Annotated in this window: 16 protein-coding genes; 5 read left to right on the top strand and 11 right to left on the bottom strand. The window is 55.8% G+C overall.

Annotated features, from left to right (window positions below; translation table 11 throughout):
- Positions 1 to 40: 40 nt before the first annotated feature.
- From CU081_RS11960 to CU081_RS11950, 3 genes are read right to left on the bottom strand one after another with little or no spacing between them, the layout of a single operon-like run.
- On the bottom strand, positions 41 to 2,239 hold the full coding sequence (locus tag CU081_RS11960) for a polysaccharide biosynthesis tyrosine autokinase (protein WP_032645653.1): 2,199 nt from the start codon (positions 2,237 to 2,239) through the stop codon (positions 41 to 43).
- Positions 2,239 to 2,688, bottom strand: a complete 450-nt coding sequence (locus tag CU081_RS11955; RefSeq protein ID WP_022651504.1) for an arsenate reductase/protein-tyrosine-phosphatase family protein — start codon at positions 2,686 to 2,688, stop codon at positions 2,239 to 2,241. Before CU081_RS11955 ends, CU081_RS11960 begins: the two co-directional genes overlap by 1 nt.
- Positions 2,688 to 3,827: a polysaccharide export protein gene (locus tag CU081_RS11950; RefSeq protein WP_039268970.1), complete on the bottom strand. Its 1,140-nt coding sequence runs from the start codon at positions 3,825 to 3,827 to the stop codon at positions 2,688 to 2,690. The genes CU081_RS11955 and CU081_RS11950 overlap by 1 nt, the downstream gene beginning before the upstream one ends.
- 480 nt (positions 3,828 to 4,307) lie before the next feature.
- On the opposite strand from CU081_RS11950, the gene CU081_RS11945 reads away from it, so the two are divergent.
- Both CU081_RS11945 and CU081_RS11940 read left to right on the top strand, forming a co-directional pair.
- Complete coding sequence (locus CU081_RS11945; protein ID WP_003859260.1) at positions 4,308 to 4,640, top strand: RcnB family protein; 333 nt, start codon at positions 4,308 to 4,310, stop codon at positions 4,638 to 4,640.
- Positions 4,591 to 5,070, top strand: coding sequence for a GNAT family N-acetyltransferase (locus CU081_RS11940; protein ID WP_032609688.1), 480 nt, complete (start codon positions 4,591 to 4,593; stop codon positions 5,068 to 5,070). The genes CU081_RS11945 and CU081_RS11940 overlap by 50 nt, the downstream gene beginning before the upstream one ends.
- 89 nt (positions 5,071 to 5,159) lie before the next feature.
- Here the strand turns inward: CU081_RS11940 and apbC are convergent, their stop codons facing one another.
- On the bottom strand, positions 5,160 to 6,269 hold the full coding sequence (apbC, locus tag CU081_RS11935; RefSeq protein ID WP_058647506.1) for an iron-sulfur cluster carrier protein ApbC: 1,110 nt from the start codon (positions 6,267 to 6,269) through the stop codon (positions 5,160 to 5,162).
- A 137-nt stretch (positions 6,270 to 6,406) separates the two neighbouring features.
- Here apbC and metG point away from each other — a divergent pair, with 137 nt between their 5' ends.
- On the top strand, positions 6,407 to 8,440 hold the full coding sequence (metG, locus tag CU081_RS11930; RefSeq protein ID WP_022651507.1) for a methionine--tRNA ligase: 2,034 nt from the start codon (positions 6,407 to 6,409) through the stop codon (positions 8,438 to 8,440).
- 109 nt (positions 8,441 to 8,549) lie between these two features.
- Here the strand turns inward: metG and CU081_RS11925 are convergent, their stop codons facing one another.
- The 3 genes from CU081_RS11925 to CU081_RS11915 are packed head-to-tail and all read right to left on the bottom strand — an operon-like array spanning position 8,550 to position 11,465.
- Positions 8,550 to 9,020, bottom strand: a complete 471-nt coding sequence (locus tag CU081_RS11925) for a DUF1456 family protein (RefSeq protein ID WP_015572337.1) — start codon at positions 9,018 to 9,020, stop codon at positions 8,550 to 8,552.
- A gap of 46 nt (positions 9,021 to 9,066) precedes the next feature.
- Positions 9,067 to 9,786, bottom strand: a complete 720-nt coding sequence (gene btsR, locus CU081_RS11920; RefSeq protein WP_022648676.1) for a two-component system response regulator BtsR — start codon at positions 9,784 to 9,786, stop codon at positions 9,067 to 9,069.
- Entirely contained in the window at positions 9,780 to 11,465 is a 1,686-nt protein-coding gene (locus CU081_RS11915) for a sensor histidine kinase (protein WP_003859271.1), read from the bottom strand. Before CU081_RS11915 ends, btsR begins: the two co-directional genes overlap by 7 nt.
- 218 nt (positions 11,466 to 11,683) lie before the next feature.
- On the opposite strand from CU081_RS11915, the gene mlrA reads away from it, so the two are divergent.
- Together mlrA and CU081_RS11905 are read left to right on the top strand one after the other, a co-directional pair.
- Positions 11,684 to 12,424 (top strand): HTH-type transcriptional regulator MlrA, encoded by a 741-nt coding sequence (mlrA, locus tag CU081_RS11910; protein ID WP_003859273.1) that lies wholly within the window; start codon positions 11,684 to 11,686, stop codon positions 12,422 to 12,424.
- Between the two features lie 69 nt (positions 12,425 to 12,493).
- Positions 12,494 to 12,607 carry a protein YohO gene (locus CU081_RS11905; protein WP_022648678.1) on the top strand — a complete coding sequence of 38 codons (114 nt, stop codon included), beginning with the start codon at positions 12,494 to 12,496 and terminating at the stop codon, positions 12,605 to 12,607.
- Here the strand turns inward: CU081_RS11905 and CU081_RS11900 are convergent.
- The 4 genes from CU081_RS11900 to osmF are packed head-to-tail and all read right to left on the bottom strand — an operon-like array spanning position 12,582 to position 16,333.
- The gene (locus CU081_RS11900) at positions 12,582 to 13,319 is read right to left on the bottom strand and encodes an ABC transporter permease (RefSeq protein WP_017383373.1); all 738 of its coding nucleotides are present in this window, start codon (positions 13,317 to 13,319) and stop codon (positions 12,582 to 12,584) included. The genes CU081_RS11905 and CU081_RS11900 overlap by 26 nt on opposite strands.
- Positions 13,303 to 14,253 (bottom strand): ABC transporter ATP-binding protein, encoded by a 951-nt coding sequence (locus CU081_RS11895; protein WP_022651508.1) that lies wholly within the window; start codon positions 14,251 to 14,253, stop codon positions 13,303 to 13,305. Before CU081_RS11895 ends, CU081_RS11900 begins: the two co-directional genes overlap by 17 nt.
- Complete coding sequence (locus CU081_RS11890; protein ID WP_022651509.1) at positions 14,246 to 15,403, bottom strand: ABC transporter permease; 1,158 nt, start codon at positions 15,401 to 15,403, stop codon at positions 14,246 to 14,248. Before CU081_RS11890 ends, CU081_RS11895 begins: the two co-directional genes overlap by 8 nt.
- 12 nt (positions 15,404 to 15,415) lie before the next feature.
- Complete coding sequence (gene osmF, locus CU081_RS11885) at positions 15,416 to 16,333, bottom strand: glycine betaine ABC transporter substrate-binding protein OsmF (RefSeq protein ID WP_003859284.1); 918 nt, start codon at positions 16,331 to 16,333, stop codon at positions 15,416 to 15,418.
- Positions 16,334 to 16,349 lie beyond the last annotated feature (16 nt).

Genomic DNA, 16,349 nt, shown 5'->3' with positions numbered 1-16,349 from the left:
TATCCCTCTCCCACCCGGGAGAGGGATTGTTTTTCCCGCTCTAACGCCTGTCTCCTTTTTTCTTCGAAGCATAACCGTAATCACACTGGCTGTACCCCGAGCTGTAAAACAGCGCTGCGGATTTAACAATATCGTTGAGGATTGTGCCGCTGACCTTCACACCAACATGCTGGAGACGTTTAACAGTATTCTCCATCTCTTTCACGCTGGTTTTATCGAAACGGGCAACCATTAGCGTTGTTCCGGCTGCTCTGGCGACCAGCGAGGCATCGGTGACGGCCAGGACTGGCGGTGTATCGATGATGACAATGTCATATTGCTCGTTAACCCAGGACATGATGTCAAGGAAGCGTTCGCTTAACAGCAATTCTAACGGACGCAGGGGTTCCGGGCCGCAGGTGATGACGTCAATTCCCGCTTTTTCAGCATGCTGAATGACCTCCGTACAGTCGCATTTCCCTTCGAGCAGGCAGGACAATCCGTAGCGGTTCTCCAGGCCAAAAATATTATGAACATAGCCCTGGCGCATATCCGCATCAATAAACAGCACTCGCTGACCGCTCTGCCCGGCGACGGCCGCCAGATTCGTCGCCACCAGCGTTTTTCCGCAGTCCTGAGTGGGGCCAGAAATCATCACAATGCGGTTCTCAGCCTCCATCATGGCGAAATACAGACTGGTTCGCAGCCCGCGTACCGCTTCAACAAACATATCAGCAGGGCGATCGACGGGCAGGAAAGGCACATTCGAGGTTTTGTGTTTCCAGCGACGAGAGAACGGATTTTTTCTGCGCAAATGCGTTTTACTCCACAGCCACTGGGAACGTGGCAACGTAGCCAGAACCGGCAGCCCCTGCGCTTCCAGCTGCTCGGAAAGCGTGATCCCACGTTTGAACGCCTGGCGTACCAGCACGGTCCCCATTGCGAGCATTAGGCCGAACAGCGCGCCAAGAATGATGATTAACGCTTTTCGCGGCTTTATCGGATCCGGGTGCGTAACCGCCTCATCAATGATCCTCACGTTCCCGACAGCGCTGGAGCGGGAAATATTCAGCTCCTGCTGACGCGTCAATAGCTGTAAATAAATGGTGCGGCCCGACTCAACATCGCGGCTCAGGCGTAAAATCTCCTGCTGCGTGGAGGGCATAGCTGACACACGGTTATTCAGGCGATCCCGTTCCCGCTCAAGGGTCTGTCTCTTTTCATGCAATGCACGATAGGTAGGGTGACTCTTTTTAAAGAGCTGGGAGATCTCTGCCTCCCGGAACGTCAGCTCATTTAGCTGGTTCTCAACGTTCACTACCTGATCCAGTACGGATTTTGCCTCTAAAGACAGATCAACCGAGTCACGCTGCGCCCGATAAGCATTCAGCCGTGCTTCAGCCTGATCCAGATCCGCTCTGATTTTCGGCAACTGCTCCTGTAAAAAATCCAGACTACGAGAATCCTGAGCCTCCTGGCGCGCGATATTTTGCTGAAGATAATTGTCAGCAATCGCATTCAGCACCCGGGCGATGTTGTCAGGATCTTCACCCGTCAGGGTTAAGGTCACGATACCACTCTGTTTCTCCGACTCCGCAACCGTGAGGCTCTTCTTCAGGGCGTTGATCGTCTCCAGCCGCGTCAACGATTTAAGCGAAAATTGCGTGCCTGGCGTCGCCTCAATCGACGTCACCAGCAGAACGATCCCTTGCGTGACCAGCGTTTTCCCAACCCGACCGTCTGCCTCAATGTTTTCGCCCGTCAGGTGATATTTTCCCGCTTCCTGTACGGTCAGCGTGAGCCCTTGCGCCTTGCCTTCCACCTGCGGGATCTGGAGTTCGCCTAACGTGATCTTACCCTGCCCGCGCCCTTGCAGACGCTGCCAGAGACGCCCTACCACAGGCAAAACGCGCTGCTTTGCCTGCTGCGTCAGACCTAATTTGTCGACGGTCTCGCCGAGGATCATGCGTGATTTCAGCAGTAAAATTTCAGGGGCAACATCCGGCGAAACATCGGTGCCCAGCTGACTCAACCCTTTAAGCAGACTGTTATCCTGTTTGCTTTCTATTTGCACCATGGCATCCGCCTGATAAACAGGGGGCGTAACCCAGGCATAGAGACCGGCGCATAGGGTAAACAGGAATGTTACGCACAGAATCATCGTGCGGTGGTCGATCATCTCGACGAGCAAACGAACGAGATCGACTTCATGTTGTTGGGGTGCCGCTGCACCATAATTGTCTGTTGTATAAGACGACATTAATGCTTAATTCCTTTCTGACCTAAACGACGTGCCCATTCCTGGCTGGCTTTACCCAATAGCCCGAACACATATTCAAACGCTTCCCGGCTTTTACGGTAGGGATCGGGGATATCCTGCGGCTCCAGCCATTGCCCAAAAAGCAGCGACTTTCCCCTGCTCTCCGGCGCCATGGCCGCAATGAAGCGAAGATGTTCCGGCTCCATCACCAGGATAAGATCGGATCCCTGCATCAGATTGCGTGTCAGCCGGCGCGCCACATGACCGTCGAGGGAGATCCCATGCCGCCAGGCGACGTCCTGGGCGCTGTCATCCGCCGGGCACCCCTCAAGCCCGTATATCCCCGCCGAGGCGATATGTCTGTCGGGCAGGTGCTGGCGTAAAAGCCGCTCCCCAATCGGAGAACGGCAGATATTTCCGGTGCAAACCACGAGTATTGATTTGAACATTATTGCGGCCACGATCTGATGTAACGAACCGTTTCGGTAAGGTCATGCACCCCGCTGATGGTCGGAACAAGCTGTGATATCACGCGATTCCAGCGGGACAGTGGTGCAGTGGTGACATAGACAATGTCATAAGGCTCAAGCTGAAACTCGGTGCCTAACACCATGGCTGATGCGTCCTGAGCATTGAGCTGGTAGATGTTGGCAATTTTCTCTGAACGCTCGCTTTTCGGCAGCGAACGAATGACAAAAATTCCGGTGGCATCGGCCATATTCTGGTTCAGCCCACCCGCATTGCCCAGCGCTTCGGCCAGGGTCATGCCGCTGCGATCCATTTTCAGCGTGCTCTGTTTAACGACCTCGCCCATGACGAACACTTTCAGCGCATCGTTACGGGGGACAAACAGAATATCGCCGGGATAGAGCAGCTTATTTTGGGTGAGATCGCCATGCTGCATCAGCGCATATAGCGAGAGGCGCATATCCTTCCCATTATGCGTCAGCACGACATTGCGCCAGTCCGCGTCGGCAGAGAGCCCCCCTGCGGCGTTCACGGCATCCATTACCGTTAACGGGATATTGGTGATAGCCTGCTGCCCCGACTTCACCACCTCGCCCGTCACATAGGCTTTTTGCGAGCGGAAAGAGGCGACGCTGACGTCCACCTGCGGACTTTCAATGACATTGTTCAGCCGGGCCGTGATCTCCTCGCGTACCCGTGCGACCGTTTTGCCTGCCACCTGCAATTTACCGACATAAGGATAGAAAAGCGTACCGTCGGCATTAACCCAGTTACCGGTGTCACTGGCGCTGCGATACTGCCCTGCCGGGGTTGTCAGTTCAGGGTGATCCCAGACGGTGACGGTCAAAATATCCCCAACGCCGATACGGTATTCCCAGTTTTTGACCTGTTCATCCAGCTTAGGATTTGCCTGAGATTTCAGGGCCGATGGTCGCAATTTTTCAATTAACGAAGGCGTAAGAGGATAAACATCAATCCGCTTCTCCAGACGATCGTTTGCATTTTCTGTGGCCATCACCTCTTTTCCAGCAAGATCCAGATGCTGACCCGGTGAAAATACGCAGCCAGATAATGGCGTAATAATTAAAAACAATATCGAAAAGACTGTTGTGTTTTTCATTGAGTAAAAATATCTTTTTATAGTATTGATTATCGAATACGTGCCGAAATGATGCTTTCCATTCTAAAACAACCCCTTACCGCTAAATTAATTAACAGTGATGGCAGTAATATTTAAAAAACCACAGCATTCCTGCGGCCTGGCTTTTACAGCCATGCATCGTCTGACTTACGGATTAGGAAAGAGGGTTTCGGGCAATCTTAAATGTTCTATTCGTTTAATGCATGCCTGGATCTTTGTAAATTTGCTTTGAAAAAGTTTTTTCAGAATTAATTAATAAACCCATAATTATGTTATCTGCGTAAGCCAATATTTATTCATCGAAGAAATAATTAATGACGGTTGCGACTACACAAAACCGTGCGCTTTTGTTACATTTTTTGCAAACTCACCCTGTGAGGATACTTAAAATGAACTGTCTGCCATCCGTTTGCGGATCTGCACACAAAAAGTATCAGTAACGATATGACTGGAGAAAAAATGGCTAAGCGTAAATTGTTGCTTCTGGGTGTATTAGTGTCACTGGCGGGGGCCGCGCACGCTGCACCGCAAGCGTCGACAGCGCCTTCCGGCATCAAGGCCTACGAAGAACAAGAGTTTATTGCCGATTTTACGAAGTTCAAAATTGGCGACACCGCGCCCGCGCAGTATCAGACGCCCGAGTACACCATCAAACAGTACCAGCTACGTAACCTTCCTGCGCCCGATGCCGGCACACACTGGACCTACATGGGCGAGAATTATGTTCTGATTGGCGATGCCGATGGCAAAATCTACAAAGCCTATAACGGAGATATTTTCTATCACCGCTGATACGATCCTAATCCGTCCGTGGCAGGAGAGCGATCGCCCTTTCCTGCGCACGCTGTTCCTCCACGCCCGGCGTGAAGCCTGGCCGTGGCTGGACAGTTCTGCGTGGCAGCTTGAAGATTTTGACGCGGCAACCCTGGACGAAGAGATTTGGGTGGCGGAGCAGGATGGGCACCGACTTGGCTTTGCCTCAGTCTGGACGAACGATAATTTTCTGCACAACCTGTTTGTCGATCCGCAGTATCAGCGTCTGGGAGTGGGTCATTTGTTACTGGAACAGGTACAGAAGACGTTTACCAGTACAGGCGCGCTGAAGTGTCTGGTGAAGAATGAACGGGCTATTGCGTTTTACCATCGCCACGGCTGGCACATTGAAGCGACGGGAGATTCTCCGGACGGGGAGTATTATTTGATGCACTATCGGCTTGGGTAAAGTCAGGTGGCGCTATGCTTACCTGACCTACAAAATCGAGGTAGGCCGGGTAAGGCAAAGCCGTCACCCGGCACTAACGCGCAGAGGCGTTACACCGCGCGGAAGGCGATTTCACCCGGGATCACTTCCCCCTGCCAGTAGAGCTGCGCCGCAACGCGCCCTGCAAGCTGGCGATACATCTGGGCAAATTCGCTGTCCGGGCGGCTGACCACTGTTGGTTTCCCGCTGTCCAGGTCTTCACGCAAGGAAATATGCAGCGGCATCTGCCCCAGCAGCTGGGTGTGATACTGCGCAGCCAGCTTCTCCGCACCGCCGGTACCAAAGATGGGCTCATGGTGCCCGCAGTTGCTGCAAATATGCATGCTCATGTTCTCGACGATACCCAGTACCGGCACCTCTACCTTCTCGAACATGACGATGCCTTTTTTGGCGTCGATCAGCGCGATATCCTGCGGCGTGGTGACTACGACGGCGCCGGTAACCGGAATGTTCTGCGCCAGCGTCAGCTGGATATCACCGGTGCCCGGCGGCATGTCCAGCACCAGATAATCGAGGTCTGGCCACATTGTCTCCTGCAACATTTGCAGCAGCGCCTTGCTGGCCATCGGGCCACGCCAGACCATCGCGTTATCGTCAGTAACCAGATATCCAATGGAGTTGGTCGCCAGACCGTGCGCCACGATTGGCGCCATGTGGGTGCCGTCCGGCGAAGTTGGACGCTGGTTTTCCGCCCCCAGCATGTTTGGAATGGACGGGCCATAGATATCCGCATCCAGAATGCCGACCTTCGCCCCTTCTGTTGCCAGTGCAAGCGCCAGATTCACGGCGGTAGATGATTTACCCACCCCGCCCTTGCCAGAGCTGACGGCGATGATGTTCTTCACGCCGTTAACGCCCGGCTGATTTTTCACGCGCTTGAGCGTGGCGATGCTGTGGCTTAGCTTCCAGTCAATTGCTTTTGCGCCAGTAATGCGCAGCAGCTCAGAGCTGGTTTGCTCTTTCAGGGCATCAAAGGCGCTGGTCCAGACGAACGGCATCTGTAGCTCAATGTGAAGCGTATCGTCCAGCCATGCGACGTGATGAAGCGCTTTCAGCGTCGTGAGATTGTGCTTCAGGGTTGGATGCTGAAAATTAGCCAGCGTCCCGGCGACCATTGCTCGTAAGGCTTCCGGTGATTTGGCCTGGGATTGAGAACTCATCCCGACTCCTTTGTTCTTGTGAATAAGACCTTAGACAAACAAGTTTACCTGAAAGGCCGCGGTTTGTGCTTACTTAATAATGCCCCTTTTGGTAATATCGAAAACCCTTTTCACAGTTAAAAGAAGTAATGCCTACTATGACTCAAGTCGCGAAAAAAATTCTGGTAACGTGCGCCCTGCCGTACGCCAACGGCTCAATCCACCTCGGCCACATGCTGGAGCATATCCAGGCTGATGTCTGGGTCCGTTACCAGCGAATGCGCGGCCACGAGGTGAACTTTATCTGTGCGGACGATGCCCACGGCACGCCGATCATGCTGAAAGCGCAGCAGCTGGGCATTTCCCCGGAACAGATGATCGCCGAAATGAGTCAGGAGCATCAGACCGATTTTGCTGGCTTTGACATCAGCTATGACAACTATCACTCCACACACAGCGACGAAAACCGCGAGCTGTCAGAGCTGATCTACACCCGTCTGAAAGAGAACGGTTTCATTAAAAACCGCACCATTTCTCAGCTGTACGATCCGGAAAAAGGCATGTTCCTGCCGGACCGTTTCGTTAAAGGCACCTGTCCGAAATGTAAATCCCCGGACCAGTACGGCGATAACTGCGAAGTGTGCGGCGCGACCTACAGTCCGACCGAGCTTATCGAACCGAAATCCGTGGTTTCCGGCGCGACGCCGGTGATGCGTGACTCCGAGCACTTCTTCTTCGACCTGCCGTCCTTCAGCGAAATGCTGAAGGCATGGACCCGCAGCGGTGCATTGCAGGAGCAGGTCGCGAACAAAATGCAGGAGTGGTTCGAATCCGGTCTGCAACAATGGGATATCTCCCGCGATGCGCCATACTTTGGCTTCGAAATCCCGAACGCGCCGGGCAAATATTTCTACGTCTGGCTGGATGCGCCGATTGGCTACATGGGCTCCTTCAAGAATCTGTGTGACAAGCGCGGCGACACCGTAAGCTTCGACGAATACTGGAAGAAAGATTCCGATGCCGAACTGTATCACTTCATCGGTAAAGACATCGTTTACTTCCACAGCCTGTTCTGGCCAGCAATGCTGGAAGGCAGCAACTTCCGCAAGCCGACCAACCTGTTCGTACATGGCTACGTAACGGTGAACGGCGCGAAGATGTCTAAATCTCGCGGGACGTTTATTAAGGCCAGCACCTGGCTGAACCACTTCGATGCGGACAGCCTGCGCTACTACTACACCGCGAAGCTCTCTTCCCGCATCGACGATATCGACCTGAACCTGGAAGATTTCGTGCAGCGCGTGAACGCGGACATCGTCAACAAGGTGGTGAACCTGGCGTCACGTAACGCAGGTTTTATCGCCAAACGCTTTGACGGCGTGCTTTCTGCCGAACTGGCCGATCCTGAACTGTATAAAACCTTCACCGACGCCGCCACTGCGGTTGGCGAGGCCTGGGAAAGCCGCGAATTCGGTAAAGCCATTCGCGAAATCATGGCGCTGGCAGACGTGGCCAACCGCTATGTGGACGAGCAGGCGCCGTGGGTGGTGGCGAAACAGGAAGGTCGCGACGCCGACTTGCAGGCGATCTGCACCATGGGTCTGAACATGTTCCGCGTGCTGATGACCTGGCTGAAGCCGGTTCTGCCTCAACTGGCAGCCCGCGCGGAAGCATTCCTGAACACCGAACTGACCTGGGATGCCATCCAGCAGCCGCTGCTCGGCCACAAGGTGAACACCTTTAAAGCGCTGTACAACCGCATCGAGATGAAGCAGGTTGAAGCCCTGGTGGAAGCATCCAAAGAAGAGGTGAAAGCGGCTGCCGCACCGGTGACCGGCCCGCTGGCGGACGATCCGATTCAGGAGACCATCACCTTTGATGATTTCGCTAAAGTCGACCTGCGCGTGGCGCTGATCGAAAACGCGGAGTTCGTGGAAGGCTCTGACAAACTGCTGCGTCTGACGCTGGATCTGGGCGGCGAGAAACGTAACGTCTTCTCCGGCATTCGTTCCGCGTACCCTGATCCGCAGGTGCTGATCGGTCGTCAGACCGTGATGGTGGCAAACCTGGCGCCGCGTAAAATGCGCTTCGGCATCTCCGAAGGGATGGTGATGGCCGCAGGCCCGGGCGGAAAAGACATCTTCCTGTTAAGCCCTGACGAAGGCGCGAAGCCGGGTCAGCAGGTGAAGTAATAAAAAAGCCGGATGAGAATCCGGCTTTTTTTTGCCTGGCGGCGCTACGCTTGCACGGGCCGACGGGTTTTGTAGGCCGGGTCAGGCGAAGCCGCCATCCGGCTAAAAATCACCCCTTCTGGTTATGCACCCGCTGCGTCAACCCACGCAGGAAATAACGCAGAAATTGATCCCCACACTCGCGGTAATTCTTATGATCCGGCGCGCGCATCATGGCGGTGATTTCCGGCATCGACACGCGAAATTTCTGCTCGGTCATGATCGCCAGAATGTCGTCAGTTTTCAGGGAGAAAGCAATACGCAGCTTTTTCAGCACCGTGTTGTTATTCACCCGACGCTCCAGCGCCAGCTCAGGAGCAGATTCATCTTTGCCGCGCTTGTCGTAGATCAGGCCGTTCAGAAAGCCCGACAGAATGATGTCCGGGCAGCGAACAAAACCCTCTTCATCTTCTTTAGTCATCCAGGTGTCGAACCCGGCGGACGTGGATTCCATGTCGGAGAGCGCAAGAATGCGCACCATGTCATTATTGTTCGCTTTCAGGGTGTAGCGCAGGCTACGAAGAATATCGTTACTTAGCATAGAGCCTTCGAATGTCGATGATGCAATGGCGCGCAGTGTATCAGTTTTACAGCCCTATCGCCTCTTTCAAACTTTTCAGGTAGCGACGACTGACGGGAACGGTTTGCCCGGCACGTAACACCAGCTCGGCCTGGCCGTTATCTTCCAGGCGGATCTCCTTCAGGTGCGCCATGTTCACCAGATACTGACGATGGCAGCGGATCAGCGGCGTGCGGCTCTCCAGCGTGCGCAGGGTCAGCTCGGTAAAGCCTTCGTTGCCTTCGGCGCTAGTGACGTATACCCCGCTCAGACGGCTGCTGACAAAAGCAACGTCGTCCATTTGCAGAAGGTAAATCCGGCTGTGCCCGGTACAGGGGATAAACTTCAGGGGCTGCTGATGCTCCGGCAGCAGCGTCACGTCCTGCGCGGTACGCTCCTGGCGCAGACGGGTCAGGGTCTTTTCAAGCCGTTTCTCTTCAATCGGTTTCAGCAGATAATCAAACGCGTGCTCTTCAAATGCCTTTACCGCGTACTCATCAAAGGCCGTCAGAAAGACGATATAGGGACGGTGCTCCGGGTCGAGCATGCCGACCATCTCCAGCCCGCTGATGCGCGGCATCTGAATATCGAGGAACAACACGTCAGGGCGCAGTTTATGCACCGCACCGATGCCTTCAATGGCATTGGCACATTCCCCCACAACCTCGATATCACTCTGCTCCTGCAACAGGACACGCAGGTTTTCCCGTGCTAACGGCTCATCATCAACAATCAGCACTCTTAACATGCGTTCTCCTCCAGCGGCAATCGTAAGGTAATTCGGGTATAGCGGTCTGGCTCACAGGCAACGGTGATACCGCAGTCGTCACCAAAATGCGCGCGCAGGCGTTTATCCACCAGGCTCATGCCCAGACCGCCTGACGCGGAAGCTTCATACAGCCCCGCGTTGTCTTCGATATCCAGCACCAGATGGTGGTTAAAACGGGAAGCGGAAATCATGATTTCTCCGGTACCCAGCAGCTGCGAGGTCCCATGCTTAATGGCGTTCTCTACAATCGGTTGCAGGGTAAAGGCCGGAAGATGCTGATACGCCAGCTCATCCGGGACGGATAACGACACCTGTAAACGTGACTGGAAGCGCGCTTTTTCAATTTGCAGATAGGCGTTTACGTGCTCAATCTCGTCCGCGAGGGTGACGATCTCCGAGGGACGCTTCAAATTTTTGCGGAAAAAGGTCGACAGAAATTGCACCAGCTGCGCGGCCTGATCGCTGTCGCGGCGGATCACCGCTTTCAGCGTGTTAAGCGCGTTAAACAGGAAATGCGGATTCACCTGAGCGTGCAGGAGCTTAATTTCTGACTGCGTCAGCAGCGCTTTTTGCCGTTCATACTGCCCCGCCAGGATTTGCGCCGAAAGCAGCTGGGCGATCCCCTCCCCCAGCGTGCGGTTGATGGAGCTGAACAGGCGGTTTTTGGCTTCGTAAAGCTTAATGGTGCCCATAACGCGCTGATTTTCGCCCCGCAGGGGAATGACCAGCGTAGAGCCGAGTTTGCACTGCGGATGCAGGGAACAGCGGTACGGCACTTCATTTCCGTCGGCATACACCACTTCACCCGTTTCAATAGCGCGCAGGGTATAGGCCGATGAGATCGGTTTGCCCGGCAGATGGTGGTCGTCGCCGGTGCCGGTAAACGCCAGCAGCTTTTCGCGATCGGTAATCGCCACGGCCCCGATATCCAGTTCTTTATACAGCACCTGCGCCACCTTCATGCTGTTCTCCTCGTTGAATCCCTGCCGCAGGATCCCTTCCGTCGACGCCGCAACTTTTAAGGCGGTGGCAGAAAATGCCGAGGTGTATTTTTCGAACATGGCGCGTTTGTCGAGCAAAATGCGCATAAACAGCGCCGCACCTACGGTATTGGTGACCATCATCGGTGCGGCAATACTGCTGACCAGATGTAACGCATCGTCAAACGGGCGCGCGATCAGCAGGATGATCGCCATCTGCGCCATTTCCGCCACGAAGGTGATCGCCCCGGCGGTAAGGGGACTGAACACTTTATCCGGCCGTCCGCGCTTAATCATATAGCTGTGGACGAGACCACCGAGCAGCCCTTCGACGATGGTGGAGATCATGCAGCTTAGTGCCGTCATACCGCCCATCGAATAGCGGTGAAGGCCGCCGGTTAACCCCACCAGACCGCCCACGACCGGGCCTCCGAGCAGCCCGCCCATTACCGCGCCGATGGCGCGCGTATTGGCGATGGAATCCTCAATATGGAGACCAAACCAGGTCCCCATAATGCAGAATATGGAAAATACGACGTAGCAGAGGAATTTGTGCGGCAGACGGACGGTGACCTGCATCAGCGGAATGAACAGACGCGTTTTGCTCATCAACCAGGCGATGACAAGAAACACGCACATCTGCTGAAGCAACAGCAGCACCAGATTAAACTCGTACATACTCACAAACCGCACATTCTAAAAACGCGTAACATACACTGATAGCGGTTAACTTTCTTTGAAACGTGCCAAAAAAGCGATAAATCGTGTCCGTCATCACACCTTTTGCCGGAGATAACCTTTCTTTCGTATAATTTGTACAAAAAAGAATCAAATCTTCCTGGTTCCGCAAAGTGGGTCTACAGTTAAGCTGGGGACGCGCAAGCCTGGGGGCGAAAATGGCGCTTTACACAATAGGTGAAGTGGCACTCCTGTGTGATATCAATCCCGTTACGCTACGGGCGTGGCAGCGACGGTATGGATTGCTTAAGCCGCAAAGAACGGACGGCGGGCACCGCCTGTTTAACGATGCGGATATTGACCGGATCCGCGAGATAAAAAGCTGGATCGACAACGGCGTACAGGTCGGCAAGGTAAAATCGCTTCTAAGCCAGGACGATCCTGATACGCAGCATCTCTGGCGCGAGCAGCAGGAAACCCTGCTGAGGCTGTTGCAGAGTGGCAATTTGCAGCGTCTGCGCGGCTGGATCAAAGAACAGGGTCGAGACTACCCGGCGCAAACCCTGATCACTCATCTTTTTATTCCCCTACGGCGTCGGCTTCAGTGTCAGCAAACCACCTTACAGGCGCTGCTCAGCATGCTTGATGGCGTGCTGATTAACTATATTTCCGTCTGTCTTGCCTCAGCGCGGAATAAAAACAGCAAAGATGCACTGGTGATCGGCTGGAACGTACACGATACCACCCGGCTGTGGCTCGAAGCCTGGATTGCCACCCAGCAGGGCTGGCGCGTTGACGTGCTTGCCCACTCCCTGGCCCAGCTCAGGCCGGAACTGTTTGAGGGACAGACGCTGCTGGTCTGGTGCGGCGAAGTCCCCTCCGCTTCCCAGCAGCAGCTCCTTACGGAGTGGCGCGAACATGGTTATCCCGTTTACTCACTGGGTCCAAATGCGTCGTAACGGCATTTAATGGTTCATTAACAGCTGCGCTTCACCGTATAATTGTTCCGTTAACAACAGGAGCACATGATGAAGGCAACGAAACTGGCCGTAATTACCCTTTTTGCACTGATGGCTGTCAGCGGTATCGGTGGCGTTATGCTTGCAGGTTATTCATTTATTGTTCGCGGCGGTGTTGGCTGAGGTATCCGGCCAGGCGTTCAAACAGGCGATCCACCACAATTGCCGCCAGCGCAACCAAAACCGCCCCCTGAATGATGTAAGCCGTATTAAACCCGCTTAACCCGATAATGATCGGCGTTCCCAGCGTATTGGCTCCGACCGTCGAGGCGATGGTTGCCGTACCAATGTTGATTATCACGGACGTTCGCACGCCAGCGATAATCACCGGTGCGGCCAGCGGCAGTTCGACCTTCACCAGCCGCTGCCAGGCGCTCATCCCCATTCCTTCCGCTACGCTCAGCACCGATGCAGGCACCGCCGCAATCCCTGCCAGCGTCCCTTGCAGAATGGGCAACACGCCGTACAAAATCAGCGCAATGATGGCAGGCTCCTGCCCAAAACCGATCGCCGGCACGGCAATCGCCAGCACGGCCACCGGTGGGAAGGTCTGCCCCGTTGCGGCGATGGTCTCCACCAGCGGACGGAACTCCCTGCCCGCAGGCCGCGTCACCGCAATACCGGCGCCTGTGCCCAGGACGATGGCAATCACGCTTGACACTGCCACCAGCCAGAAGTGCGCCAGGGTGAGATTAACAAAGCTCTCCTGCTGGTATACCGGGCGCGGCAGCCCGGGAATAAGCGCATTAAACAGCGCCGCGCTGTGCGGCATCAGGTAGAGTAAGGCGATAAACAGCCCTGTCAGCCAGAGTAACGGATCACGGACCCACTTCACGCGTCACCTCCCCCGCCAGCAGATCGCGAAAATGGATCGTCCCGCATGGCGTCCCCTGCCCGTCCGCAACGGGTAACACCTCACACTGCCGGGCGACAAACGCCGACAGGGCATCGCGCAGGCTCATCCCGTCATGCAGCGGTTCACCACCGATTTGCGCATCCTGCGGACGCAGATAGTCCCTGACGGTGCGCAGCGAGAGCAGCCTGACGCCCAGCTCGCTGCGGCCAAAAAATTCACGCACAAAATCATTCGCCGGCGAGGTTAACAGCTCAAGCGGCGTACCCTGCTGGACGACTTCGCCGTGATCCATCAGTACCAGACGATCGGCCAGCCGCAGTGCTTCGTCGATATCATGCGTCACTAGCACGATGGTGCGCCCGAGAATACGGTGGATGCGGCTCATCTCGGCCTGAAGTGCGCCGCGGGTGACCGGATCCAGTGCGCCGAAGGGCTCATCCATCAGCAGTACCTGCGGGTTAGCGGCCAGCGCGCGCGCCACCCCGACCCGCTGCTGCTGTCCGCCGGAAAGCTGGTGCGGATAGCGGTTACGAAGCGACGCGTCCAGGCCCAGCAGCGCCATCAGTTCGTCGACACGCTCATTGATCTTCCCCCGGGACCATTTTTCCAGCTGTGGCACGGTGGCAATGTTCTGCGCCACCGTCCAGTGGGGAAACAGGCCGATGGACTGAATGGCGTAGCCCATACGCCGCCGCAGCTCCAGCACCGGCAGGCTGCGGATCTCCTCTCCGGCAAAGCGAATCGTCCCGCTGTCGTGTTCCACCAGCCGATTGATCATCTTCAGCGTCGTGGATTTTCCCGACCCCGATGTCCCGATCAATACCGAGAACGCCCCCTCGGCAAAATGCAGATTAAGGTGGCTTGCCGCCGGACGGCCCGCAAAGGTTTTACTCACATCATGAAATTCAATCATTGGCTCTTCTCCTGAGCAGCGCGAGCCACAGGGCAAACAGGGCATCCAGTACGACCGCCAGCGCAATTGTGGGCACGACGCCCAGCAACACCAGATCCAGCGCGCTACTGAGCAGCCCCTGGAAGACCAGTGCCCCAAAGCCGCCCGCCCCGATCAGCGCGGCAATAACCGCCATCCCCACGGTTTGCACTGTCACCACCCGCAGGCTGCGAACCAGCAGCGGAAGCGCAAGCGGCAGCTGTATTTTCCAGAAACACTGGCGCGCGCTCATCCCCATCGCATGGGCGCTTTCCAGCACGTCGGGCGGAACCTGGCTTAACCCCGCCACCACGCCGCGCACCAGCGGCAGCAGCGCATACAGCACAAGGGCAATCAGCGCTGGCGTCAGCCCGGTTCCGGCAATGCCTGCCGCGGCCAACGCAGGGAAGGATTTCACCAGACCGGCGAGGGGGGCAATCAGCAGGCCAAACAGGGCGACGGAGGGGATGGTCTGAATAACGTTGAGCACGGTAAAGACGGCGCCCTGGCGGCTGGTATGTCGGTAGCACCACATGCCCAGCGGCACGCCCAGCAGCAGCGCCGGGATCAGCGTCCCGAACAGGATCGTCAGATGTTGCGCCAGCGCGTTGTCAAATACCTCCTGGCGGTTGACGTACTCTTTTAACAGCGAGAGCTGATTCAGATCGCCGCTGAAGAGGATCAGCAGAGGAATTACCCAGAATTGCGCGTTCAGCAGCCAGCGCCAGACGAGTTGCGGCGTCAGACGGCGAATGGCATCGCTACAGACCAGCAGACAAAGTGCCAGCCACAGCCACAGCCCGCTACCAACCGACGTGCGCGCCAGCGGGCTTTCAACCGCGGCCATCTGCGTTGCCGCCTGTCCCGCGCTCCAGAACAGTACGATAAACAGCGCTTCGCTGAGCAAAAACGTCAGCCACAGGGCGGTTCGCCCCGGCCAGAAGGCTAAAGCAACAGTACTCGCCAGCGCCGCGCCCAGCAGCAGCGGCGTAAATGCCCAGATCTGCCAGAGCGCGCGCGGTTCGCCCGACACCAGACGGTTTGGCGCGACATTCACAAAAGGTAACGCGACCGCCGCGATGGCCACACAGGCCAACAGCAGCAGGACGCGGTTATGGCATTTTATTGGCACAGCCTTATCCCGTTACTTCACAAGTCCTTGTTGTTTCAGGAAGTCGGCAGCCACTTTTTTGGCATCCAGCCCCTCAACGGCAATGCTGGCATTCAGCTGTTGCAGCGTTTTCGCATCCAGTTTTTCAAATACCGGTTTGAGCCATTCCGCAATATCCGGGTAGGCTTTCAGCACCGCCTCGCGCACGACCGGGGTTGGGGCGTAAATAGGCTGAACGCCTTTCGGGTCGGTCAGGGTTTGCAGGCCAAGCGCCGCGACCGGGCCGTCTGTGCCGTAGGCCATCGCCGCGTTGACGCCGGAGGTTTGCTGCGCCGCCGCCTTAATGGTCACTGCCGTGTCGCCGCCTGCCAGAGAGAGCAGCTGTGCCTGATCGAGCTTGAAATCATAGGCTTTTTCAAACGCTGGCAGGGCATCAGCGCGCTCGATAAACTCTGCCGAGGCCGCGAGCTTAAACTCGCCCTTCTCTTTCAGGTAGCGGCTGAGATCGTCAAGCGAGGTGAGCTTGCCTTTCTCGGCGATATCTTTGCGCACCGCGATGGTCCAGGTGTTGTTGGCCGGTGCCGGCGTTAGCCAGACCAGCTTATTTTTTTCTGCGTCCAGCTTTTTGACTTTTTCGTACCCGGCTTTGGCATTTTTCCAGGCCGGATCGTTTTCATCCTTGAAGAAGAATGCCCCGTTGCCGGTGTATTCCGGGTAGATATCCAGCTCGCCGGAAGTGATGGCACCGCGCACGACAGGCGTGGTGCCAAGCTGTACTTTATTGACCGTTTTCACGCCGTGACTTTCGAGTACCTGCAAAATGATATTACCGAGCAACGCGCCCTCGGTATCAATTTTGGAACCCACCTTAACCGGCTCTGCGGCCTGTAACGGCAGGCTCAGCGCCGCCAGAAGCACCGCCGACCCTGTTATCCCCTTAATCATCGTCATTCTGCTTTCCTCATTA

The sequence above is a fragment of the Enterobacter sp. CRENT-193 genome (assembly GCF_002787395.1).
In the GTDB taxonomy this organism is placed as follows: Bacteria; Pseudomonadota; Gammaproteobacteria; order Enterobacterales; family Enterobacteriaceae; genus Enterobacter; species Enterobacter hormaechei_C.
Note: the sequence above shows the minus strand (reverse complement) of the source record. Positions and strands in the feature narration are given on the sequence as shown.